We start from the raw sequence: 22,317 nt of genomic DNA, 5'->3' as shown, positions 1-22,317 counted from the left end.
TGATGTCAAAAACTTCTGCGATGTCACGGCGCAGTCATGCTGTCGGGGCAGCCTCTTCGCTGAGCGACGTGCTTAACAAGCGCGCACGTATCTGCTCCTGAATCGATGTGAAGTGCGCTTGCCATCCCTTCTCTAGCGCCCTGCGCGCGATGCTTCCACTTTCGCCGGACTCCAACTTCTCGCGTACCTCCTTCAAAGCATCGTAATTCAAGTTGCTGAGCGCGAGGATCTCTTCTCGGAGCACCGTTTCGATGAAGATCCCCTTGGAGATCAGGTAATTGTGAAAAGCAGAATGGTCATCCGTCGCACTGCGGAAGCGATGCCAGGATAGCATGTTCCATAGCGCCGCATTGCGCTCGTCGGCCGGCAACTCGACTAGTTTGCCGCGTTCCCACTCGGTTAGCGGAGTATGGCGGATAACATCCTGCAGTTCCCCAGCGCCCATATGGGCGATTTCGGGTCGCAATTGAAACGAATTGGTCAGCGACAGCGTCGCGCCGATAGCATGGGTGATGCGATCCCACAGCGTCGGTAGAATATCGAATTCTTGCTGATGCAGTTTTATAGCACGGTCCATGAGTTTGGAGCTATCGAACTTGATATGCTCGAGTTGAAGCGCTATTTGGCGACGCTGCTCTTCGAGTGCGCCGGCCTGATCAGCCTTGAACTGTTCGATTTGCTTTGAAAAATAGCTGTCGATCCAACCTTTCCCAAGAATTTTGAGCACCGCATAGGCTGCGGCGAAACTGGCAATAACCGAAACGCCGGTCTGAGCGATCAAAGCCGAGACCGAGGGCATCAAAATCATCTTTTCCTCTCCAAGCCGACCACGATGAGCGCCGGCGCCATGCGACTGGTCGCGCGTTGAAACCCGGGCATATCAAGCGGTTTTCACAGCGTTTTTTTGGTGCGAGCTTTTGGTGCTGCCAACCCGTATTTCATGCGCTCCGCGAGCTGCACCACAATCGTTCGCCTTGATGTGTTGCCGTCACTTCGGATGGTCATCGGACGCGCCTGATCCATTATCGATCATGGGAGCGTCGTTAATGTTTGGCATATGCGAGGCAAGCGACCGGTTTGCTGGGCATGCCTTAAATGCGCCGACGAGAACAGGATTTCGGTTGTCAAAGTCAATGATCGGCGTCTCTCCATCGGACAAAGGTATCTCGACCCTTTGGGGAATCCCGGAATCCAGTACCTCGCCGTAGGAGTCCGGATTAGACTTTCCATTGGGCGACAATATGTCAAGGATGACAGTGTTAGAACCATCAAGAGCAGGCCCATAATTCTGCGTGCTACCGCCAGAGGTGATGAGCCGGGTAGTCTCGACGCGTTGAACAGCAAGTGGCGTTTGGTCAGCGGCGGAGAAGCTAATCGAAATCGTCCTCGGGCCGCGCTCATCACATCCAGCAACAAGACGAGCCTGACCGGCCCGTTCTAGCACGACCACCTTCTCAACTTTCTTGCTTGCCATTCCCGTCAAGGGATCTGTGAAGGTATGCCATTGCAGGAGCGGAGATTCTTTAGCAATGGTCGTCGCGCCAGGTTGATTGGATGCTGTGTTGGCCGAATTCGATGGAGAGCAATCGGCGAGGACGGCTATGCCCACCACCGCAAATATGCCATTAGTCGTGCGTGCCAGGCGGGACATTCAACACTCCTTACGGTCAGCAGGATCGTTAGGCCGGTGTATCATCACTAATTGTCGCGGCAAGACTCTGGTGACGCTTTACTGCAGATGATAATGTGTATTGTCAGATGTAGAAGGGGTTATCATGGACATTAGTCCCGCCGAAGCCACCGTAATGGCCGCTTTGATCGGAGGGCTGGTTGCCCTCGTGACAGGTTTGGTCACGGCATCGCTCACCCGCTCCAGCACGGAGCGACGGCTAAGGCGTGAATTCGTTCTCGATTACGCAGCCGAGCGGGTGGCGCACGAGTTGCTGCAATCGGAATGGCCATTGCGGTCATTAAACGTGATTAAAATACACTTGGGAGGTTTCAGCGATAACGATCTTCGGAAAATTCTTGTCCGGGCGGGGGCGATCAGATTCGTGTCTAAATCGGGTGCTGAGCTGTGGGGCCTATTGGAGAGAAACCGCCAGCTGCTCGGCGTGACACATATCAATGAAGACCCTGCTAATCCGCCGATAATGCCCGAGTGGATGGCGATGTGAAACAGGTCGTCCCTTGTCCCGCGCGCGAACTGTCACTGCCGGACTGATCACGCCTGCCAATGCTCGCGCACGGCGCCGCTTTCTGGAATTCTTAACCGCTGCCCTCCGCAACCCGAATACGCGGGGCGCCTACGCGCCGGCGTGCTGGAGTTTATCGCAATGGTGCGAGATGCGCGGCCCCTCGCACCGTGACTGCGAGCGGGCACTTTATAAACTGCTGGGTTTGCACTGCGTTGGCTTGGTCGCGGCACTGAGCGGATCTGCGATCGGGGACGCCGCGGAAAGTGCGAGGGACCAGCGAAGCATGGCTTCCTCTCTGTCGAGTCGCGCATAATGCGGGCGGTCGCAAGCGAATCAAGCGAGATATCAAGCCACAGTCGTGCGTGCCGCTGCTTTGCCATGGCGTCACGGATTGCGGACCGGCGTGTGCAACGAAGAATGTTCGCGAAATGTTCTTGCCGAATCGGAGGTGGCAGAGGCAGGTTACCCGGATGCCCGCCCGCGTCCCCGATTCTCTCCGAAACCGGAACTGGCTCGATTTTGAATGGCCGTTCGAGATTAAGGAGCGGTTCGATTGCGGGGTAACGAAGTTCGAGATCCTCGCCGACGGCTGTCTCGTTGCGACGCTCCCGCTCCGGGAAGCCGCCGAGGAATGGGTGGAGAAAACGAAGCCTGTGAGCATAGCTATATGGGTCGCTGAGCATCGTTCGCTTCATCCGGTTGAAGTGACGATCGACGGCGGCAGGGCCGGGCGCCTGGCCCGAATCCCGCCTGAGCTCTGGGCCACCTATGACGGTCTGCTTGTCCGCGCGATCAGCAATGCGGTTACCCTCAAGTCAGCCAAAGCCTGCGCCGCGTTCCCGAATGAGATCGCGGTATTCGTGCATATCAGGCGGCGCCCGGGTGCGCGGTAATGACGTACTATCGCGACGGCATTCGGGTTTACACGACCATTTTCGAGGCTGCAGCCTTCCAGTACGCGATCAAGGCCCGCTGCTGTCGGTGCGGGCATTCCAACATTCTCGATCCGCACGCGCTCTGGTGGCACTTTGAGCGCAAAGGCTGGGATAATCGGCTGACGAAGGCCGCAGCCCGTTTCCGGTGCCTGCGCTGCCCGGTTTCAACGCGGGTTGAACTCACACTCGTGCGGGAGGAGGCAACGCTCGACCGGTTGCCGATGCCAGACATCGGCACGTGGAAGCGCGCAATCAACCGGTTTCGATCGTGATCGAGGGTGGACACCTAGGAGGATTGCCTAGCTGACCGCCATCATCTGCGACGGGTAACCCGCCTGAAGCGCGAGCACATCATCCATCGAGCCATGAAGCCAGCGATCGTGGTCTTCCTTCAACAGAATAACCGGCATGGCTTTTGGGTGTTTGGGTGCAACGAGCGGGTTAGGCTCGGTCGTGCAGAAAGCGTATACCCGGTCATGGTCCTGATCGATCTTCCACACGCCGGCAAAGCATGGCGCCGGCTGATCCTCGACCGTAAACCACCAGTTGAGATCGCCTGACCCGTTCCGATCGGCGGGCGCCTTAGGCTCTGCAAACCGTGTAAAAGGCACCAGGCAGCGATGCTCGGGCTTAAGCAGCCACGGCTTCCACATAGAGTTGCCGAGGTTCCGGCAATTGGTCCACCAGCCGTAGAGGTAAAGCATCTCGCCCTCGCGTGCGGGGCGCTTCCGCTCCTTGCGGGTCGGGAATCCCCATTTCATGGTGCTCAGCACCCGGGCGCCGTCCTGCTCGCGGATGACGTAACCGGGCTTGCCCGGGGCGGCGTAGTCCTTCTCGACGGTCAGTTCGTTGCGGGCATCTTCGTTCGCTTGGAAATAGGCGAGATACTCCGCGCGCGTCGTCTTGAGGTTGTAGAGATTGCACATGTCCGAAATCTGCGCGGCGCATTCGTTAGACGCAAGTGGCGTGACTCGACTCCGAATGCATGTTCTCGTATTGTTCTCCAGTCAGAGCAGCGAATCGGAACGCACGCATGAGCACCACAGTCACGCTTGTTATCACCCGCCCGGCCGGCTTCCCGATCATCAAGGTATCCGGCGATGTCGGCGCCTTCCTCGAAATCAAACCGACACCGAACCCCGGCGAGACGTTCTTCGTCGCGGTGAGTGATGGAACGCTTTTAAAGGGAGTAATCGGCGAGGGCCTGCTGCTTGAGATGGCAGGCGAAGCCCCGATGCATATCGAGGGCGCCACCGCGACCTTCGATGCCCCAATCGATTGGGTGTCGGTAGGTCGGACTTGGGGCGATCACCCGGAACGTGCGACCGCCCAGGAGACAGCGCAATATCGTGCCGAGATGGCAGGTGACCATGTGTTCGACGATGAGGATGAGTACGGCTTTGAATCAGACGCCGCGCACGTCGTGGCAGAGTGATCTCATCACGACGCCGTACTCACGCGGGCGATCGGGGGTTGCCCGAAGATAGCGCCTATCCAGGCAAGAACGTCCTCGGATAGCGAAGCTGATCGAGCCGGATCGCTATTTGCTGCCAGCGTTGGACGCCTTCCAGATCGCCCTCCTCGGCCAGCGCGCCAATGCGCTCAGCGATATAGACTGGCGCGCTGTCGCCGTGGATCTCTTCCACCTTCAAGGCCTCGGCCCACCGCTCCTGGTCAGGTGTCACCGTGCTCCTCGATCATGCGCCTATTCCGCCTTTTTCGGTCGGCCGCGTGGGGCCTTTGGTGCCGGTGCGCCCGCCGCAGGTGCCTTCACGCCTTGTCCAGGCTTGCGGCCGAGGCCGATCTTCTTGGCCATCATGCGGCGCGCTTCCGAATATGCCGGCGCGACCATCGGGTAGTCTGGCTTGAGGTTGTAGCGCGCACGGTACTCGTCCGGCGTCAGGCCATTGGCCGAGAGATGGCGCCGCAGCGCCTTGTACGGCTTGCCGTCGATAAGCGAGATGAGATGCTCGTTCGAGGCGAGCGACTTGCGCACGGTTACGGCCGGAACGTGCTCTGGCACGGTCTCAGACGGCGCCGCCTCACCGCTTGGCGTTGCCAGCGCAGTCAGGGCCGAATGCATCGATTTGAGAAATGTCGGCACATCCTCGGCACTCGCACGGGTGTTCGTATTGCCGAGCCAGGCGATCGTGAGTTCGGTGGCGAGCTCGATCGTGTTCAGCTCTGTAGCGTCGTCCGCCATAGCAATCTCCGAAATGGATATATTTCGGTGTCTAGAAGCATTGGTGCCGAGGTCAACGCTGCTGGGATACCGCTACCATAGGTATCAGTCTTTCGGCGGCGTGTTGAGCGCAATGATCGTGTACGGAATGCCATCCTTGCAGAGGTCGAACTTATTGAACGCCGACTCCCAGCGCTTACGGGTCTTGCGCTCGCGCATTTCGACCTTGGCGAGGATCACGCAGCCGAGCTTGGTCGATCGGTGAATCCACCAAGCTTCATGGTATCTGAGGGTAAAGTCCGGGCGGAACAAGTTATCCGACCATTTGAGCCGGCCCTTTTTGTCGGTCCCTTCGTCATCGATGTAGAAGCCGACGACATAATAGTCGGTCGAATTGTTGACGAGGACGATGCACTCATCCTTGTGCACGCAGTGAAGCGACGGCCTGAAGGCCTCCATGGGGGCGGAATGGCCTTCCATTGATCCCATGGTCCGTATGCTCGACGCCTGGGGAAAGTCCTGGGCGGACGTGGCCGCCGCAAGCCCGAACGATACGATCGCAGCGAACGTCCGCCATGCTCTGATGCGTCCCGCCATCACCACCCCCAGGCCGTTCGCGAACGGAATGAGGCATTCTGTTCATCATGAGGCCTGCTGCTCGGCGAGCCCTTAACCGATCCGCGACCTCACCCGTCAGGATTCCGGAAACAATCTGCGATCGTAAGCCCATTCCTGGCCCATAGAAGAACGACAGATCTTGAGAGTCCGACCTGCATCGGCTGCCGCTCAGCGCCCGGTCTTTCGGGGTTTATAAGCTAAAAAATAGAGGGCCGTCGGATATGACGATGGCGCATTTCGGCCTGCTCTTTTTAGAGCGCGGATTAGTCGTTTCCGCGTTCATTCGTCGTTGCGTGGATCGTAGGCCGTTGCAGCTTCTGAGTTCAAGTCTTAGAACATCGGGAGAACGGAGACGAAATGCACAAGATACAACGTCCCTATATCGACATAGCGGTGATAGTGCCTCTCGAAGACGAAATCATACCCTTTATGGAGGTGTTCACAACCTCGGAGGACCGCAGCACTGCGACGACTTTCTGTCACATCGTGGAGAGCGGTTCGCCGGACGTGTCTATGATTGTGATGCAGCAGCAGGCGATGGGGCGGACTGCGGCGGCCATGGCGGCCGGAACTCTTCTGTCCGAATACGACATCGGATTGATCGTCTGCCTCGGCATCGCTGGTAGCATGTCCGACGACATGGGGCTGGCGGATGTCTGCTACACCGGCAACGTCATCGACGTTCTCGACAACACCAAGGTGGTCGATGTCGAAGACGGCGACGGTCAGGCCAACACCAGCGAAACCGAGTTCTCACCTACCCACTACGAAACGCCACTCAACTTCACGAGCGCAATTAGCTTCATGCGCACCCAACCCGCTCTACGTCCCGCGTACCTCGCTTGGCAGAACGCGCGGGAGGCGGTCGCTCTCGACCGCGTTGCGGCTGAGGTGCCGGGACCCGGGGGCACCCGTATTAGGATCGGCAAACCCGCATCCAAGGACGGCTACATCGTCTGCGGAGCGGTCAGCAAGAGTAAGGTGTACAACGGCAAGCTGCGCAACCTTGAACGGTCCCTGCTCGCGATCGAGACCGAGGCGGGCGGCGTGTTCGCGCAAGCGAAAGCGAACGGCGTGCCGGCCTTGGCCATCCGCGGCATTTCGGACTTCGCCGACAAGGACAAGAAGAAACTGGAGCAGGCGAGCAAGGGCCGAGTCCGCTCGCTCGCGGCCGAGAACGCGGCCTCGTTCCTGCGACTTCAGTTAAGTAACCCGCGTTTTCTGGCCGCCCTCTCGGCACGCCACCACGGAAGGCAGACCGAACTAAACCTCGTCAATCCGACGGACGAGATCGACGCTCTGGGGGACGCGCTCCTGCAGATCGATCGTGAGATCGACGATGCGCTGCGAAAGCTGTCGCCGGAGTACAAGCTGCAGCCCAAGGGCTACCATCTGCCGACCCCCCGCGTCCGGCCGGAGCGGAAAGAGGACGAGCTCCGCGGATCGAAACCCATCGACCCGACGGACGTGCGCACCGCGCTCGACCGACACGACAGAATCCTGGTCAACTTGCCCCGCACGTATCCCGACCAGAGCCTAGGCTGGGTTGTCGCCAACGACCTGCTGTCGGCCGAGTTCGACGGCAGACAGGCCGTGCCGATCGTGATCGACGCCGAGGGCATGCGCAGCAAGCGGTCCACCTTTGGCGGCGCTGCTGGCGTGGACTACGAATTGCTCCTCGGACATGAGGGCGCCAAGCTGGTCTTCATCGTGGAGAACATCCCCTTCGGCTCTGCCCACCGCCTCGATGCCGTCGTGGAGCAGGTCGGCACGCACACCGATGCGAAGTTCGTGTTTCTGGCTCGTGGCGAGGCGAATCTCATCGCCGAGACGGAATTCTCAACCAAGACCGGAGCCGTGCCGTACGAACTCTGCCCCATTTCGTTTAGCGAGATTTCGCATTTTGTGCAGAAGAACTTCGAGATGACTGGTTCGGAGGCCGAGGTTGTGGCGCTCCGGCTACGGGACACCTTCAATCGCTTCGAACTGGACGCGCACCCCACCTACTTCGCAGGCATTCCGAAGGAGACGCTAGCGGCTCTTCTTCAGGCGAACAGGAGGTCGGAGCTGATCCAACTGGCCGTCACCGGCTTCCTCACTTTCATCGTAGCTGGCGACAAGGCCGACGTCGCTCTCAGTCGCTCGACACGGGAGCGCTTCCTTCGGCGACTGGTCATAGACATGCACGTCGAGAAGCGAACCTTCGGTCAAGCAGCCTTGATCCAGCGGGTTAAGGACTTCGCGGCCAAGCACGACTTCGACATCGACCCCATGGCGTTCGTGCAGGGTTTCCTCGATCAGGGCATCATGCACTTCGAGGCGGACACGGTGCACATCTCCCTGCCGTTCATCGAATCATATCTGTTGGCGGCTGAGCTGGCCGCCGATCCGGCAAGCGCCGCAACTTACTTCGACCTCGACGACGTACACTTCGACCTGCCGACTTTCGACCTCTATGCAGAAATCGGAGCTTCCGACCAGTTCGTTTCAAGTGTCTTCGAGAAGCTGGCAACGTCGACAAGCGCGCTGGAACTAAAGGAGGACTCAAACCACATCTTGCTCGGCGAGGACGTCTCGCCTCCGAACATCCGGCAGCCCAATCGGACCAAAGCTCTTCGGGCGCGTCTGAAGAATGCGAGCGAGGCCGTTCAAAGCGGGATCGACGCCTCCAAGGAGAAGCAGGAGCTGCTTGACCTCAGCGAACGCATCCGCGAGGCCTCCGGCCGAAAGCGGAAGAAGATCCGGGGGCACGAGGAGGGCGAGGACCCGCCCGAAGACGCCCTGAAGCCGCTATCGGATATGGCCAGGCATTGGGTGGCCGCCACGGTCCTTCTAGGATCCGGCGCCGAGCATCTGGATGCCGCCGTCAAACGTCGGCTTGTCAAGGCGATCGTGACTGGCGCGTCGAGATTGATTGACGAGTGGAGCCGCGCGCAGATGGAGATCGACTTCGAGGCCATTAGGCGGGAGTTGACCACCGATGCAACTCTGGCGGATCTTCCGGGTCCCGACGATCCGGAGGAGAAGAGGCGCTTTATCGAAGCCATTCTGGACATTCTCGAGTACACGGCCATGGCGGACCCGGTGCGACGCGTCATGAGCTTTATGTGCGAACAGGCCCGTCAGCGAGTGCTCGCCACCAGCGTCGCCGGGTCCCCGCCGGACGGTCCCATGGAGAAAATCGTCCACGGCACGTGGCTGGCCGACATCGACGTTGCACGTGGTAAAGCGCCACTCAGGGAGGCGATTCGGGCCCTACCGCGCGCGACCTTCCTCAGGATCACTCTGGCTTCGCACTACTTGGCCCGCGTTTACTGGAATCACTGGCGCAAGGACGACCGTCTCGTTCTTCTCGACATCGCTGACGAAGCCATAAGGCCAGTGGAACTTACTATCAACAAGGCGGAGCTTAGGCGCATGGTCAAGCGCGAACCAGATAAAGACACAGCAGCAAAGTCGGTAGACTGATGTCGGTACGCATAACAATCATAACCATTCGAGCAAGATTGGTCAGAAGGGAAATCTGACCAAGGCCAAGTTTTTGGATCGCAATTGGCCGCGCTGAATGATCACATCTCGGTGCAATGCGAAAGTACAGTCTATTTCGCCCACCCAGACCACATTCTGCTAGCGATTGCTCGCTCTTCCTGGCCAACGGCATTCGCGTAAATCGCCGTGGTTTCGATGCGCGCGTGGCCTAGCCATTTCTGCATCATATTAAGGGGCACTCGGGCCTCGGACACTCCGGCGACGCCATAGGCATGTCGGAGCGCTTTGGGCATCGCGCAGAAAAGCGGAATCCCCGCCTCGTGCATCACCTCCTTCACGCGCTTCCACGCTGTCGTCCTGCTCCAATGCCATAATTTCATCGCGGGATCTGCGTGGCCAAGATCATGGCTCGCGTTGAGGCGCTGAAGCAATTCGCGCGGAACGGGCACCTGACGATATACGCCTCTGCGCCGCTTCTTGAGGCTCTCGAACACAATGATGCCGGCAGCCCGATCGATATTGGTGGCTTTGAGCGCAAGCACTTCGGAGATGCGGGCACCCGTGTAGACGAGAGTAAGGCAAAACGTCTCGACATCGGGTGCGCGATGCCGCGCTATCTCAATGAAGCGTCGCCGTTCCCGAATGGTGAGATATTTCCGATTGCCCGATGCGTCATACAACATACCGCTCGCCTTAATGGAACTTCGCGAGCCATTGACTTCTAGTAATTTGATGAACAGAATGCCTCATAGTGTTAAGTACTATACCAAATTAGGTATCGTTTGGTACAGCTGTAAATCAATGTAGATATATGCGAAGTTACTTTAGATTACGGCACCTCCTACTTTGCGGCCCATTGTCGCCAGCTTTGTCCATAAACCGCCCGTGGCCGCCGCGGATCGTGGATTTGCCACACCCTGAGACGCGCGCTTCGACGGTCGCGGCCGTCATACCAGCCCGCGCGCGCCGCGGTGATGATTGCCAATGATGCATCAAAATAACTGTAAAATCCTCACGGCTTACACGCTACTTGGTGCCAGCCATCGGACCATCCTCTCCTAGCCTTCTTTAGCAGGCTATACCTCTCAATACGCGTCGTCCGATCCTTGTGCATCTGTTACGATAGAAATAACGCGATCGATTGGGGGGAGTCGCTGTGCTGAAGTCTCACATTGCTCCAATCATTGGTGCATTTGTCATCTGCGTCGCAGCAGTGCCGGCCCAAGCCACGACAGACGCATCTGCGGAGGTGGCAGCTACACTCTATGATGCATCGGCCACGCAGGCCGCGCTGGCGAAGACCTACGACACCAATCTTCGGGCGCGGCAGGCACAGATCGTTACACTGAGAAAGCAACTGAGTGCGGAAAGGGCCAAGAGATCGGAACTGTCGGACAACGGGCGGGCCAGGCTCACCGAGCTGACTGCGGCCGAAGAATCACTCGTCGCGCAACTGGCGGAGAGGGACCGCGCCTACGCGCAGTCGATTGCAATCTTCCGGCGCGGTGTGACCGATATTGCTTCAACGCCTGAAGGGCTGAAAGCGCTGGCGCGTTTCAACAGCGGCGACGAAGCCGGCGCGCTGGCGATTCTCGACAAGCTGGCCGCGTCCAACGATGCCGCTCGCGCCAAGCGCGACGCTATCGAAAGCGCTGTGGAAAAGCGGCGAATCGCGATGCTCGCCTTCGAGGCTCAATGGCGGGGAAAACTGAGCACGGCCGACGTAATAGCGCGCTTTGAGGCAGTCGTCGCTCTCGATTCAAACGTCTCGACGGACTGGTCGGTGCTGGGGAGCCTTTACGCGCAGGCAAACCGTCTGCCGGATGGTCTGCACGCAGCTCGCGAGGCTCAGCGCTTAGCCCAGGACGATTCCGAACGTTTGATGGCGCTAGATCTTTTGGCGAACAGCTTGTTGCTGCACGGCGATATAGCGGAAGAAGGCAAGGTCTTGGATGAGGCGGTGGCGATCGCTCGTCGTCGGGCCGGGGCCAATCCGGCGGACGTCCAAGCACAGGTAGGTTTGGCGATAAGCCTCGGGAATCTGGGATCGTACATGCGCGAGCAAGGGCATGCAGCCGATGCAGGGCTAAAGATCGGCGAGGCGCTGCAGATAGCTGGGAGTTTATTACAAGCGCATCCGAAGTACGACCTTTTCTCTCAATTGTCGGAATTGGGACTGGCAGGTGGCGAACTATACAGGACGCTGGGTCATTATGCTGAGGCTCGCAACATTTACGAATTGTTCTTAACCGCGCATCGGGCACTGATCACGACCGATCCAAGCAATGGTATCGCGGTGCTTCAGTTCGAACGAACTTTGTTGGACTCGTCACGGACGGTAAAGCTGCAAGGTGATTTGGCGGCCGCCAAGAGCGTTGCAGAGGAAGCACTTTCCATTGCTCGTCGGCAACTGCAGACCGAGCCCGGAAACATGCTCAAGCAATTGATTGTCACCCAAGCGCTTGAAATATTGTCTGATATCGAGCTGTCCCGAGGGAAGCTTACGGACGCACGAAAGGACGCGGACGAGGCCGTGGCGATCTTCGGCCCGACCGCAAAATCCAATTCGGGCAACCTCATGGTCCAGGCTCAAATGGCGGATCTGGAATACTACCGCGGCAGGGTAATGCTCGCACAAGGCGATATCGCCGACGCCCTCGACGACTTCCGGCGAGCTGCCGCGACCATGCAGCAGTTGATTGAGTCCGGTCCGGGTACTGGCGATTTCGTCAGCGAGTTTATTCAGATTCTGACCGATTTTGCCAAAGCAACAGCCGCGAAAGGTGATCTCGTCGGTGCCCGCACGAGCTATCAGCAGGCTCTCAAGGTGGCCCAGAAACTAATCGCGGTCGATCCAGCCAATATCGAATGGCAGCGGAATCAGTGGATCGCGCTCGACGGGCTCGCGCGCCTGACTGATTCGGGTGTCACCTGGAAGCAGGTGATCGCCTTGATGGAGCCTTTCGAGGCCAAGGGCATGCTGAGCGCCGAGGATCGCACCATGCTCGACGCATCTCGCAAGCAGGAGGAAGTCCGCCCATGACCGCCCCGCATGTGTATATCGCCTATAAGCGCGAGGACGAGTTGCGCGTCGCCCGGCTTGTCCAAGCGCTCGAAAAGTCCGGTGTTAACGTCTGGTGGGACCGCGAACTTCCTGGCGGCGAAAGCTGGCCCGAGAATCTGGAACAGCGTGTCGAAACCGCCGGCTGTGTGGTGGTGTTGTGGACCCACGCCAGCACCGGACCGGAGAATCGGTACGTTCGCGACGAGGCTTCGAGGGGGCTTACCCACAATGTTTTGGTGCCCGTCCTCCTCGATCGTGTGAGAATTCCACTGGGATTCGGCGACATACAGGCGATCGATCTATCGCACTGGAAAGGTGATCCTAATGACCCATTTCTTCAAGATTTGGTCAAGTCGATCGAGGCCAAACTGAATGGTCAACCGGTACCCAAGCCATCCGGCCCGACAGCGCGTATTCGTCGCCGCCTGATCTACAGTGCATTCTCAACCGCCGGATTAGCAGCGATAGCAACCTTCTCCTTCAACACCTTCGGCGTCGCCTCCAAGGTCTGCACCATGCCCGGCCTGCAACCCAGCCTTTCGGACGGTTGCGGCGAGATCGGCATCGGCAATCGGCCAAACCATGACGAGCGCATGGCCTGGGAACAGCTGCCCAAAGCAAACTGCCAGTCACTCAGAACCTTCGTTCAGACCTTTCCCCGCGGCGCTTATCGTCAAGAAGCCGCCGACCTGATCACGGCCAAACGGACGTGGATCGAGGAGAAATGGACGCTGGCAACTCACTCGCTGAGGCTGTATCAACCCGGCAATCTCACTCCGGCGCCATCGCGCGGAGAAGCACAGGCTCGCGCTATCGCCACGTCGCAGAAAAGCGCCGAGATATTGTGCAGGGGATTTGGTTCAGGAACGCTGTTCCATTACGTCTCCGCCATGCCGCGCGTGGAGAGTTGGTCCTGCGAGGCGACCGGTGAAGGCACGGTTTGCGGCTTTGACGGCACTGCCGAGTGCGGTTTGGCGCAACGAACGCAAGTTGAGCGCGAAAGCTGCGGAGCCTAACGGTGAAGCATCGGATCCTTGGCGTGGTGACAGCGCTTTTCTTGGCGGTCGCGGCGGCTCCCTCCCCGGCCGCTACACTGGTGACGGCTGTCGCGACATCGAGTGATGCTGCTGCTGAGATAACTGCAGCACTGTATAACGCTTCAGCGACGCAATCCGCGTTGGCAAGGACATACGATGTCGAGCTGCGCGCAGAGCAGGCGCACATCGCTTCGATGACGCGGGAGGTGCGTGCGGGACGCCGGCAAATCGCAGAACTGGCCGCCGCACAGAACCGACTCGTTGCGGCACTCGCCGAACGGGACCACGCATATGCGTTAGCGATTGCAGTCTTCCGCAACTCGGTAACGGATATCGCCAGTACGCCCGAAGGTGCCCAAGCTCTCGAAAAATACAATTCCGGTCAGGAAGTCGAAGCGTTGGAGATTCTCGATAGGCTTCGGGCCGCAGATCACAACGCGATGGCCGCTGCGGACAGAGCTCGCGAGAATTTCACCAGCGCAGAACAAGCGCGTAGAATTGCGATGCTGGCCTATGAATCCTACCTTCGGCAAAAAATTGATATCTCGAATATCATCGATAGGTATGAGGAAATAGTCGCGCTTGACCCTAGAAATTATCACGACTGGATAATTTTGGCCGATTTGTATTTTGGCGACAATGACAAGGTATTGTTCGCATTGCATTCCGCCGTTAACAACGCGACAACGCAGTGCGACAAAATTGACGCATGGATGGAGGTAGCACTGCAGCTCTCTCTTATCGGCAATCGCGACGATGAGGAGGTCATCAGAAACGATATATTGAAATACCATTTAGAAGAACTGAAGAAATACCCTAATGATAGAGACAAGGTGTACGCGTACACCCATGCAGTTTCTGGACTCGTAGATAATTTAGTTGAAGACGGCAATTATTTGGATGCCATAAAGCGACAAAATGAGATCATTTCTGACGATACTCACGTATTTGTGTTGGAGAAATCGTCATATTCCCGTCGAAATATAGCCTTTGATTGGGAGCGATTAGGATACATCGCCTATTTAAGTCATGATACCGACCTTGCAATTGTTTCTTATCGTCGCGCGCTCCCGCTTTTCGAAGCTCTAACAAAGGAATCTCCGGAAGATATCGGCTATCAAATAAATGGTACCCGTAACGATCCAAACAGTGGGTGGGCCGCGACTGAACATGCCCAGCTCGACAAAGGATATGTATTAAATTTTGGCTTCAGCTCGTGCTCGTTCGTGTCCTCAAAATACAACCCGGATTCCCTAAAGACCAGATATGAGAACTATGTGGATGTGCTCACGAAATACGCCCGCGTCTTGCGAGAGGCTCACCGAGATTCCGAGTATCACTTGGTCGACGCCAGAATATTGATTGTTTCTCAGGTACTTGCAGCGATGCCAAATGAACACCGCCAAATAGAAGGCGCTGCCAAGCCTTAGCGGGCGGCATCGGTATAATTGTCGACCATGAAAGCGTCTGTATCTACCGCTTCTCATCAACACATAAGACGATCGCATTGGTCGGCGGCGAGAGATAAAGGTCGGCAATACCCCTGACGGGACAACGGCCGGCTGCGGCTAAACCAGGCTGCAACGTTGTACGAGCTAGCGTTCCCGCGCGAGCCTCGAGCTTGCACAGCCCCATGAACACCGGGGTCATTGGTCTAACGTTCGTCCGCTGAACGGCTTGCTTGGCGCACCATCGATCATCAGCTTCAGATAGAAGTCGCGATTGGGCAGGTTCGTCAGGTCCATCGTCTCGAAGGTGGGCTGGAATTCCGCCGCCATCACATCTGCGTCCTCCGGCCCCACCCGAAACGATATGAGCGTGCCAGCGTTCCCGAGCACGGCGTGGCGAACCTCTGGGTCAAGCTGGTGCAGGTACTGGTGAGCCAAGGTGAGCGAGACGCCGTATTTGCGCAGTTCCGGCAGCATGTTCACGAACGAGAGCGTCGTGAAGGTCTGAAACTCGTCGATGTAGACATGGAATGTGCGGCGGGATTCGGGCGGGTCTTCGGCACGGCTCAGCGCCGCCAGTCCGATGGTCGCGGCGATAAGCCCGCCAAGGACGCTCGCGCTGTCCTCTCCCAGCCGGCCCTTCGCGAGGTTCACGAGAAGCACCCCACCCTGATCCATAAGGCGTCGGAAGCTGATGGGTTGCTCGGGCGACACGAGCGCCCGGTACAGGCGCGGATCGGTAAGGAGGGCGCCAAGCTTGTTCTGGATCGGCGCCACGATTTCGGCACGGTAGCGGTCGGGATATGCGGCGAACTCATCGGACCAGAATCTGAGCACCACCGAATTCTTGATGCCGGCCACGACCTGCTTTCGATACGCGTCGTCTCGGTAGAGGCGGAGGATGTCGGGGAGGGTCGATCCTTCGCGTTCCAAAAGCGCATACAGGCTGTTGCGCAGCACATGCTCCATGCGAACGCCCCAGGCGTCGGGCCAGAGCTTTTTGAGGGCCTCAAGCAAGCCTGAGGCCGCGAGCGGAATCTTCTCGGCTGCCACCCGACGAAGCGGGTTATATCCAAGCGGCTGGTTCGGGTTGGCGGCGTCGAGGTACAAGGTGTCAGGACGAGACCCGACTTCCTGCTTAATCCGCTCTGCGAGATCGCCGTGCGGGTCAATAAGCGCGAAGCCGCGGCCCGCAGCCAGGTCCTGGCGTGCGAGATGTTCGATCATGGTCGATTTGCCGACGCCGGTCTTGCCGATCAGATAGATGTGCGAAAACCGATCGGCCTGTCGGATGCCGAAGGGCACGAAGCTCCGGCGGAAGTTCGTCGTACCCAGATATGAAACTTTCCGGTTTTCGTCACTCATACTGAAAGTGTGCCGGGGCCGCCCCCGTCATGCACGGCGTCCATTCATGCGCCGGTACATACTGAGCGATCAGCAATCAGGGCGTGGCGGGACATGGAGCTGTCCGATACGGTGCGGCGGCCTCTCGGCTCGCTTCGGCGATGAAAAAACAGACCCAATGGGTCTGTTGTAGTTTAGGCTCGTGATCCGCCCCGCGTCCGTGTTTCATCTTTTGCGGGCTGGTGTGCTTTTCGGGCTTTCGATGTTCTTGGGCGCGGCTTCGGTTGCCGCCCATGCAAGCCATGCTGGCCGCGAGTATCACACGAGGTGCGCTTGAGCCGCTTTTTAGGTCAGTGAACAGGAAGGCCATGTACTTGGGTTGGCACTTCACGGTTGCTCGGCCGAGCAGTATCCATGGTCGCAGGTTCTGGAAATTTGCAACGGCGCCATTTTATGCGCGGGCGGATATTTGGACGCCTTGCAGCCGTACATTCCTTTACGTCTGCTTACCCTCCCGGCGGTCGCGGTTTCGACCTCAAGATCAGCCGGGTGCATCGTGCAGAAGATCATCGAACAGTTGGGACGCACCTAATCGGTAATGGGTGAGGATAAGCGCGATGGCGGAAAATAATGCCATGCCGCGTTTTTCGCTTTCCCACGGCTTGCGTGCTTTCGGCAGCTTGTGGCGAAAGATTTCAAATTGCCGTGCGATCGCGTCGGCAATCTCGTGGCGCGTTCGGGCGCCGACCGTCACGAAACAGGCCTGGATTTGCGCCTTGGTGTATACGTACACGTCGATGCTGCGGCTGGCGGCGACGCTCGCCATACTGCGGTACAGGAGGGTTAGCCGCTGACGGCGTTGCGATAGACCGTGACCAAATTCTTCGAGAATGAGGCATTCTGGCGTGAACCGGTCGAGGAGCTTTTCGAGCTTGCCCAGGCATGTAGTGCTCTTGTTGTTGCGAGCCGTCACCGCGCCCCAGTCATGCGGCGCGAACGGGCCTTCGAACAGAACATAGCCGAATCCATGCGAGGTCGCGTGAAGCGCGAGAACCAGCGGGTTCTTCGGCGTCATGCTCCCCTTCCGGTTACCAGCGCCCGCTTGGACATTGAGGCCAAATGCCGCTTCTTCTTTTCCGAAACGAGGTCATTCATATGGCGCAGCTTCTTATCAAGCACGGCAGCACGCCTCATCACGGCATCCTCGATCTCTGCATAGAGCGTCGAGAAAAGGACGCGCGGCTGAACGCCGAAGATGACCTGAAGGCCGAGTGCGAGCTCAAGAGTGGGCGACGAACCTTCAAGTTCGAGCCTGGAGACAGTCGACTGCGAAACATTGAGCAGCCCGGCAATTTCCTCTTGGGTCAGCGCCGATCCCTTTCTGTTTGATTGCACGGTTTGCGAGTGTGTCATGACAGGGTGGATTAGATTACGGCAGCTAATGTGTGCCGAGTTTTCATAATTGCGTACGTCAGCCCGGTAGCGGAGGCGTCACTTTATGCGCCGCGTGCATTTTTTGCGCTTCGCGCAACAAATCCACGCGCTGTTGCATTTGTCGAATCCGTGGCGTCGGCCGATAGTCCATGTCTCGTCGCAAGTGCAGCGATGGCCGGTCGCGCGGTGTTCGGGATCACATAGACGCCGTTCGATTTCACGGTCGGCAACCGCAGCTTTGTCCGCACGATCGAGCCTACCGCTTTCGGTGTGAAAGAATTCTCAAAACTTCCTGAATTTTTTCTGGAGACCCGGCGTGCGATGTCGGCAACGGCAATGTGCGCCGTTGGTGATACAGCCGCTGCCTCCGTTATCGCCGCGAGCACCGCGATGTCCGGTATAGAGGCGCGCTCGCTTGAAACGCGCGCCTCCTCGGCCACGAGCTCCGCGGCGATCCGGTCGCGCAAATCTCCGTCGTCAATGAGTGACAGCAGCGGCAGAGTGATTTGATTGGCACGGGGCGATACGCCGGCAATTAAGCGGTTCGGATCGATACCGACGGTGTGCCGGGCCGCAAAGCGCCAGGCGAGCAGCTGGTTGCGCAGTGCCTGGGCGTCGGTCTTCATCGCGTCGGGCAGGTATATGGAAATGTCGGGCCGGAGGGGGCGCCCGCCCGTGTTCTCGGTGAGGAAGCGGCTTTCAAGGGCTCGATCTGCGAAGCTCTCGCGCATCCCGACGATCTTTGGGCCGAAAACCTTGAACGCGCGTGGATTGAGTTCCCTGTTGCGGTTGGTCATGGTGCGAAGCACCGGCAGGCCTTTCATGTTCCCATTGTTGAGGATCTTGGAAAGGTCTGCAGTCGCGTCGGAGAAGCGAAGATCCGCTTCGTCGAGGATCAGCGTTCCGCCAAACTCGTCGAGGATATGGAAGATCGGAGAGACGGTCGACGCCCCGGACGCGAAGAACGGCTTGTATGAAATAGACCCGATGGCGAGCAGCGCGCGGGTTTTTCCGGTGCCGAAATCGCCCCTGAACCGCAGATATGGAAGCTCGTTGAAGGCGTCATGCACCCACGTCAGCAGGACATAGTGGGCGGCAATGTCTTCGTAGAGGGGCGAGAGATCGACGTAGTGGTGAATGAAGGCGCGAACCTGTTCGAGAAGCTCCGCCTTGTCGTCAAAGGTCCCTACCTCGGACGGCAGCAGCACGCAGCCTGACGTGAACAGGTTGTTGGTGGGCGCATAGGACACCAGCCGTTCGCCGGTCGACAGATCGACCTGGGTTTCGATCGATACCTTTCCGGACGGACGGCAAACGGCAAGCGACGTGATGGCCAGATCGGCGTCGTACAGCAGTTCGATCATCGTGCCGTCTGCGCAGAGGCGCGAAATCGTCGGTGTCGGCACGGGCGTGTCGGTATTCATGCCCCAAGCATGCGGGTAGCGACGCTTCGCTCCTAGGCGTCAGAATATGCGCATATTCGTAGAGTGACGCCGTGGCATTGGTGGCGCTCAGGCCCACAATCTGGGGATAACCGATTCGCGCGAACCCGATTCAAGGCGTAGGATTCGGTCGACTCCCTACTATGCCCCCCTCCCCCCACGCATTGATCAAATCACTGGCTGGCAATGCTGCCGCCAGATCGACGTGTGTTCGCTCCCGGGACTTAGGGACTTCAGGGACGTCGCCCATGCCATATGAAATATTTCCTCTACTGCCGAAAATCGACCGAGGATGAAGATCGGCAGGTGATGTCGATCGATTCCCAGCGAACCACTATGGAGCGATTTGCCGGTGATCGCACCGACATCGAGATTGTCGAAATTCTCGAGGAATCGAGAAGCGCGAAATCGCCGGGCCGCCCGGTGTTCGCTGCGATGCTGGACCGGATTGAGCGAGGGGAAGCCGCGGGCATCATCGCGTGGGCACCCGACCGCCTTGCGCGCAATTCGATCGATGGCGGCCAGATTATCTACCTGCTCGATCAGGGCATCCTTCATGACCTGAAATTCTCGACGTACACGTTCGAGAACAATTCTCAGGGCAAATTCATGCTCCAGATCATGTTCGGGCAGTCAAAATATTATAGCGACGCGCTCTCTGAGAATGTGAAGCGTGGCAATCAAACCAAGCTCGAAATGGGCTGGCGACCAAACCAAGTGCCGATCGGGTACAAGAACTGCCCTGACACGAAGACGGTCATCCCCCACCCCGACCATTTCCCCTTGGTTCGGCGGATTTTCGACCTGTTGCTCGCTGGCACGCATTCTCCCTACGATCTCTATCTGATGGCGCGAGACGATTGGGGATTTCTAACGCCACGGAAGAAAAAGAGCGGCGGACGACCGCTCGCGCTCTCAACCCTCTATCGCATGCTCGGCAACCGATTTTACTGCGGCGAGATCCCGTGGGGTGATCGCATATATGATGGCAGGCACCCGCCCGTCGTTACCAAGGCGGAGTTCGACCGGGTGCAGCTCCTACTAAACCGTGATCGTCAACCGCGCTCCTCTCGGCATATTTTCCCTTACACCGGCCTCATTCGCTGCGGATCGTGCGGGAGCAGCATCACCGCCGAGCACAAAGTGAACCGCTATGGCCATCGCTACATCTATTATCACTGCACGAACAAGAAGGGCGCGCCATCGCGTTGTCCTGAGCGATCGATCGAGCAGAAGGCCTTGGAGGGTCAACTGGTCGACTTCCTTGCCTCTCTTGCGATCGACCCAGATATCGAGGCCTGGGTGCGAACAGAACTTGAGCAGGACGCTGGCCACGAGGAGGAGGTAGCAGCTGCGCTGCAACGTTCCCGCGATGCCGCCGCCATCGAGATTGCGACCCAGCTACGGGAATTGACCGCCCTACGCCTGCGCCGTTTGATGACCGACGAGGAGTTCGTGAATGAGCGTCAACGCCTGGAAGGCGAACGCTCAACGCTCGCAAAATCCGTGGGCGCCTTCGCTGCTCGTATTCGGATCGAACTTTTTGAAGAGGTGATTTTGTTCAGCAAAATGGCCGTGGAATGGTTTCTGCGGGCCGATGACAAGGCAAAGTCCCTGTTGCTCAAAATGACCGGATCGAACCTTTTTCTGACGGAGAAAATAGTAAGGTTTCAGGCCATGAAACCCTTCCGAAGTTCGCTTATTTTCGGACCAATTCCTAATCTGCTGGGAGTCGTAGAGGACGTTCGAACTTTTGATGGCCAAAACCGCGCTGAGGCTGTTGAATTTCTCAAGGACATCACGGATTTCTCTCGTAACCCCAAGGTGGACGTGCTCGTCGCCGAGCTCATGGCGTTACGGAAACAGTTTGAAGCCATTCGTTTGGAGGAGGCCGCATGATGATGCGGTACAGATTGGCGGGATTGTTTACGATCTCTCTGGCGTCCTCACGCGGAAGGCGCTCGCCTTCAACGCGTTCGTATAAGTCGATGAATTCATCGAGACTTGCTTCAGATATGACCATTGACGCACATTGAATCATGGCGCGCGCCAGGCGCCAAGGAAACGTCCCTGAAGTCCCTAAGTCCTGCCTATCGACAACCGTCAGTGCGGTTGATTAAGGGGGACCACTTCCGACACACCTTCAGGTGCTGAATCAGCGAAACGATCGGCCAAGCTTCGAAACGCCGTATGCGCGCATCGCTTTGCCCACCGCTCAATCCTTGAATCCAGCTCACCGATTGCATCCACGCCGCGAATAAGGATCTGGATGCACCACGCCAACAGACACAGGCTAGGGCGTAGCAGCTTGAATAGGAACAGCCAGACCGATGCAGCAACTAAATAGCTAGAAAAAATGTCGAGCCATGAATACCGCGGGATTGATAGATACTGTTCCGTAACTGCGACCGTCAGGTGAGCGCAGTGGAAAAAAGTGCCTAAAGCAGATATAATTATCAGATGTTGAGGTGTCTTCTTCATGAAAGCCTCCGATGGGCTTTTATGGGTAACACCCCGCATTGGCTGCGAGCTTAAATTCGCCGCTAGGCCTCCAGATTCGCATTCCGCGCGGATCTGGAGGTTTTCTTTTGGCAAACAGATATCGGCGCCAGAGCGGGTCGGCGGCGGCTCTACCGGCTACCCGGGAGCGAGAGAACGGGCCCTGCCCGCATCAAATACCCAAAACCCCTGGGCGCCAGGGTGCACGGAACCGTGTTTTCTACACAGCACCGGAAGCATCTATACCCGAAATTTGAGCGAAACGAAAGTGGGCAGCCGTCAGCGAATTCGCATAAAATGACGCCCTGCGTGGTTGGGTGGCTATCGCGATCGCGAGGGTTGTTACCGAGAAATTCTGACTGGGATGTCGCAGTTGATTTGGCATTTCTACCCACCAACGCCGACGCGTCCTATGCGTTGCCGAACCTTCGCCCAACCCGAGCGGTGGCAAGGCGTCACTTTATGCGCTCCATGCATATTTGCTGGGAGTAGTAGAGGAAGTTCGCACCTCTCCACCTGAGTGGATGGAAGCGGCGCAAGAATTCCTACTCGACATCACGACCGCGGCCGACGCTCTGAACGGCGGCGAGCTGCTGGCGGAGTTGAGGGCTCTACAGGCAACGTGTG

Annotated in this window: 21 protein-coding genes; 9 read left to right on the top strand and 12 right to left on the bottom strand. The window is 58.1% G+C overall.

Features of this window, described 5'->3' with window-relative positions; genetic code table 11:
* Positions 1–34: 34 nt before the first annotated feature.
* Together ABD050_RS20515 and ABD050_RS20510 are read right to left on the bottom strand one after the other, a co-directional pair.
* Positions 35–808: a hypothetical protein gene (locus ABD050_RS20515; protein ID WP_343891366.1), complete on the bottom strand. Its 774-nt coding sequence runs from the start codon at positions 806–808 to the stop codon at positions 35–37.
* Positions 809–988: 180 nt separating this feature from the next.
* A complete protein-coding gene (locus tag ABD050_RS20510) occupies positions 989–1,651 on the bottom strand; it encodes a hypothetical protein (protein WP_343891365.1) in 663 nt (220 codons plus the stop codon).
* Between the two features lie 124 nt (positions 1,652–1,775).
* Between ABD050_RS20510 and ABD050_RS20505 the strand changes: the two genes are divergently transcribed.
* The 3 genes from ABD050_RS20505 (at position 1,776) to ABD050_RS20495 (ending at position 3,405) form a co-directional block, all read left to right on the top strand.
* On the top strand, positions 1,776–2,177 hold the full coding sequence (locus ABD050_RS20505) for a hypothetical protein (RefSeq protein ID WP_343891364.1): 402 nt from the start codon (positions 1,776–1,778) through the stop codon (positions 2,175–2,177).
* Between the two features lie 491 nt (positions 2,178–2,668).
* Entirely contained in the window at positions 2,669–3,091 is a 423-nt protein-coding gene (locus ABD050_RS20500) for a hypothetical protein (protein WP_343891363.1), read from the top strand.
* Positions 3,091–3,405: a hypothetical protein gene (locus ABD050_RS20495; RefSeq protein ID WP_343891362.1), complete on the top strand. Its 315-nt coding sequence runs from the start codon at positions 3,091–3,093 to the stop codon at positions 3,403–3,405. Before ABD050_RS20500 ends, ABD050_RS20495 begins: the two co-directional genes overlap by 1 nt.
* A 27-nt stretch (positions 3,406–3,432) precedes the next feature.
* Here the strand turns inward: ABD050_RS20495 and ABD050_RS20490 are convergent, their stop codons facing one another.
* Positions 3,433–4,059 carry an SOS response-associated peptidase family protein gene (locus tag ABD050_RS20490; protein WP_343891361.1) on the bottom strand — a complete coding sequence of 209 codons (627 nt, stop codon included), beginning with the start codon at positions 4,057–4,059 and terminating at the stop codon, positions 3,433–3,435.
* A 107-nt stretch (positions 4,060–4,166) separates the two neighbouring features.
* Between ABD050_RS20490 and ABD050_RS20485 the strand changes: the two genes are divergently transcribed.
* On the top strand, positions 4,167–4,568 hold the full coding sequence (locus ABD050_RS20485) for a hypothetical protein (protein WP_343891360.1): 402 nt from the start codon (positions 4,167–4,169) through the stop codon (positions 4,566–4,568).
* 55 nt (positions 4,569–4,623) lie between these two features.
* On the opposite strand, the gene ABD050_RS20480 is transcribed toward ABD050_RS20485, so the two are convergent.
* The 3 genes from ABD050_RS20480 to ABD050_RS20470 form a co-directional block, all read right to left on the bottom strand.
* Positions 4,624–4,818, bottom strand: a complete 195-nt coding sequence (locus ABD050_RS20480; protein WP_343891359.1) for a DUF6961 family protein — start codon at positions 4,816–4,818, stop codon at positions 4,624–4,626.
* 20 nt (positions 4,819–4,838) lie between these two features.
* The gene (locus tag ABD050_RS20475; protein WP_343891358.1) at positions 4,839–5,336 is read right to left on the bottom strand and encodes a Ros/MucR family transcriptional regulator; all 498 of its coding nucleotides are present in this window, start codon (positions 5,334–5,336) and stop codon (positions 4,839–4,841) included.
* Between the two features lie 84 nt (positions 5,337–5,420).
* Positions 5,421–5,912 (bottom strand): hypothetical protein, encoded by a 492-nt coding sequence (locus ABD050_RS20470; protein ID WP_343891357.1) that lies wholly within the window; start codon positions 5,910–5,912, stop codon positions 5,421–5,423.
* 378 nt (positions 5,913–6,290) lie between these two features.
* Between ABD050_RS20470 and ABD050_RS20465 the strand changes: the two genes are divergently transcribed.
* On the top strand, positions 6,291–9,401 hold the full coding sequence (locus ABD050_RS20465; protein ID WP_343891356.1) for a phosphorylase family protein: 3,111 nt from the start codon (positions 6,291–6,293) through the stop codon (positions 9,399–9,401).
* Positions 9,402–9,532: 131 nt separating this feature from the next.
* On the opposite strand, the gene ABD050_RS20460 is transcribed toward ABD050_RS20465, so the two are convergent.
* Positions 9,533–10,105, bottom strand: coding sequence for a tyrosine-type recombinase/integrase (locus ABD050_RS20460; protein ID WP_343891355.1), 573 nt, complete (start codon positions 10,103–10,105; stop codon positions 9,533–9,535).
* A 473-nt stretch (positions 10,106–10,578) separates the two neighbouring features.
* On the opposite strand from ABD050_RS20460, the gene ABD050_RS20455 reads away from it, so the two are divergent.
* Genes ABD050_RS20455 through ABD050_RS20445 form a run of 3 tightly spaced genes read left to right on the top strand, consistent with a single transcriptional unit; the run spans position 10,579 to position 14,953 of the window.
* Positions 10,579–12,465, top strand: coding sequence for a tetratricopeptide repeat protein (locus ABD050_RS20455; protein WP_343891354.1), 1,887 nt, complete (start codon positions 10,579–10,581; stop codon positions 12,463–12,465).
* On the top strand, positions 12,462–13,502 hold the full coding sequence (locus tag ABD050_RS20450) for a toll/interleukin-1 receptor domain-containing protein (protein ID WP_343891353.1): 1,041 nt from the start codon (positions 12,462–12,464) through the stop codon (positions 13,500–13,502). Before ABD050_RS20455 ends, ABD050_RS20450 begins: the two co-directional genes overlap by 4 nt.
* Before the next feature lie 2 nt (positions 13,503–13,504).
* The gene (locus ABD050_RS20445; protein WP_343891352.1) at positions 13,505–14,953 is read left to right on the top strand and encodes a hypothetical protein; all 1,449 of its coding nucleotides are present in this window, start codon (positions 13,505–13,507) and stop codon (positions 14,951–14,953) included.
* A 216-nt stretch (positions 14,954–15,169) separates the two neighbouring features.
* Here the strand turns inward: ABD050_RS20445 and ABD050_RS20440 are convergent, their stop codons facing one another.
* The 4 genes from ABD050_RS20440 to ABD050_RS20425 form a co-directional block, all read right to left on the bottom strand.
* Positions 15,170–16,336 carry a type IV secretory system conjugative DNA transfer family protein gene (locus ABD050_RS20440; protein WP_343891351.1) on the bottom strand — a complete coding sequence of 389 codons (1,167 nt, stop codon included), beginning with the start codon at positions 16,334–16,336 and terminating at the stop codon, positions 15,170–15,172.
* A gap of 520 nt (positions 16,337–16,856) precedes the next feature.
* On the bottom strand, positions 16,857–17,390 hold the full coding sequence (locus tag ABD050_RS20435; RefSeq protein ID WP_343891350.1) for a hypothetical protein: 534 nt from the start codon (positions 17,388–17,390) through the stop codon (positions 16,857–16,859).
* Complete coding sequence (locus tag ABD050_RS20430) at positions 17,387–17,728, bottom strand: helix-turn-helix transcriptional regulator (RefSeq protein WP_343891349.1); 342 nt, start codon at positions 17,726–17,728, stop codon at positions 17,387–17,389. The genes ABD050_RS20435 and ABD050_RS20430 overlap by 4 nt, the downstream gene beginning before the upstream one ends.
* Before the next feature lie 83 nt (positions 17,729–17,811).
* A complete protein-coding gene (locus ABD050_RS20425) occupies positions 17,812–19,173 on the bottom strand; it encodes a hypothetical protein (RefSeq protein ID WP_343891348.1) in 1,362 nt (453 codons plus the stop codon).
* A gap of 273 nt (positions 19,174–19,446) precedes the next feature.
* Between ABD050_RS20425 and ABD050_RS20420 the strand changes: the two genes are divergently transcribed.
* Positions 19,447–21,090: a recombinase family protein gene (locus tag ABD050_RS20420; RefSeq protein WP_343891347.1), complete on the top strand. Its 1,644-nt coding sequence runs from the start codon at positions 19,447–19,449 to the stop codon at positions 21,088–21,090.
* 204 nt (positions 21,091–21,294) lie between these two features.
* Here ABD050_RS20420 and ABD050_RS20415 read toward each other — a convergent pair whose 3' ends face one another.
* Entirely contained in the window at positions 21,295–21,672 is a 378-nt protein-coding gene (locus ABD050_RS20415) for a hypothetical protein (RefSeq protein WP_343891346.1), read from the bottom strand.
* Between the last annotated feature and the right edge of the window lie 645 nt (positions 21,673–22,317).

The organism is Sphingomonas oligophenolica (genome assembly GCF_039522915.1).
In the GTDB taxonomy this organism is placed as follows: Bacteria; Pseudomonadota; Alphaproteobacteria; order Sphingomonadales; family Sphingomonadaceae; genus Sphingomonas; species Sphingomonas oligophenolica.
The sequence above is the reverse complement of the archived record's forward strand: the minus strand, read 5'-3'. Positions and strand labels throughout refer to the sequence as shown.

What these genes read in the sequence shown, in the direction of transcription:
- ABD050_RS20515 (WP_343891366.1), bottom strand. Translation starts at nt 808, where the DNA reads ATGATTTTGATGCCCTCGGTCTCGGCTTTGATCGCTCAGACCGGCGTT.
- ABD050_RS20465 (WP_343891356.1), top strand. Translation starts at nt 6,291, where the DNA reads ATGCACAAGATACAACGTCCCTATATCGACATAGCGGTGATAGTGCCT.
- ABD050_RS20495 (WP_343891362.1), top strand. Translation starts at nt 3,091, where the DNA reads ATGACGTACTATCGCGACGGCATTCGGGTTTACACGACCATTTTCGAG.
- ABD050_RS20415 (WP_343891346.1), bottom strand. Translation starts at nt 21,672, where the DNA reads ATGAAGAAGACACCTCAACATCTGATAATTATATCTGCTTTAGGCACT.
- ABD050_RS20425 (WP_343891348.1), bottom strand. Translation starts at nt 19,173, where the DNA reads ATGAATACCGACACGCCCGTGCCGACACCGACGATTTCGCGCCTCTGC.
- ABD050_RS20510 (WP_343891365.1), bottom strand. Translation starts at nt 1,651, where the DNA reads ATGTCCCGCCTGGCACGCACGACTAATGGCATATTTGCGGTGGTGGGC.
- ABD050_RS20505 (WP_343891364.1), top strand. Translation starts at nt 1,776, where the DNA reads ATGGACATTAGTCCCGCCGAAGCCACCGTAATGGCCGCTTTGATCGGA.
- ABD050_RS20485 (WP_343891360.1), top strand. Translation starts at nt 4,167, where the DNA reads ATGAGCACCACAGTCACGCTTGTTATCACCCGCCCGGCCGGCTTCCCG.
- ABD050_RS20460 (WP_343891355.1), bottom strand. Translation starts at nt 10,105, where the DNA reads ATGTTGTATGACGCATCGGGCAATCGGAAATATCTCACCATTCGGGAA.
- ABD050_RS20500 (WP_343891363.1), top strand. Translation starts at nt 2,669, where the DNA reads ATGCCCGCCCGCGTCCCCGATTCTCTCCGAAACCGGAACTGGCTCGAT.
- ABD050_RS20440 (WP_343891351.1), bottom strand. Translation starts at nt 16,336, where the DNA reads ATGAGTGACGAAAACCGGAAAGTTTCATATCTGGGTACGACGAACTTC.
- ABD050_RS20430 (WP_343891349.1), bottom strand. Translation starts at nt 17,728, where the DNA reads ATGACACACTCGCAAACCGTGCAATCAAACAGAAAGGGATCGGCGCTG.
- ABD050_RS20420 (WP_343891347.1), top strand. Translation starts at nt 19,447, where the DNA reads ATGAAATATTTCCTCTACTGCCGAAAATCGACCGAGGATGAAGATCGG.
- ABD050_RS20435 (WP_343891350.1), bottom strand. Translation starts at nt 17,390, where the DNA reads ATGACGCCGAAGAACCCGCTGGTTCTCGCGCTTCACGCGACCTCGCAT.
- ABD050_RS20475 (WP_343891358.1), bottom strand. Translation starts at nt 5,336, where the DNA reads ATGGCGGACGACGCTACAGAGCTGAACACGATCGAGCTCGCCACCGAA.
- ABD050_RS20470 (WP_343891357.1), bottom strand. Translation starts at nt 5,912, where the DNA reads ATGGCGGGACGCATCAGAGCATGGCGGACGTTCGCTGCGATCGTATCG.
- ABD050_RS20450 (WP_343891353.1), top strand. Translation starts at nt 12,462, where the DNA reads ATGACCGCCCCGCATGTGTATATCGCCTATAAGCGCGAGGACGAGTTG.
- ABD050_RS20490 (WP_343891361.1), bottom strand. Translation starts at nt 4,059, where the DNA reads ATGTGCAATCTCTACAACCTCAAGACGACGCGCGCGGAGTATCTCGCC.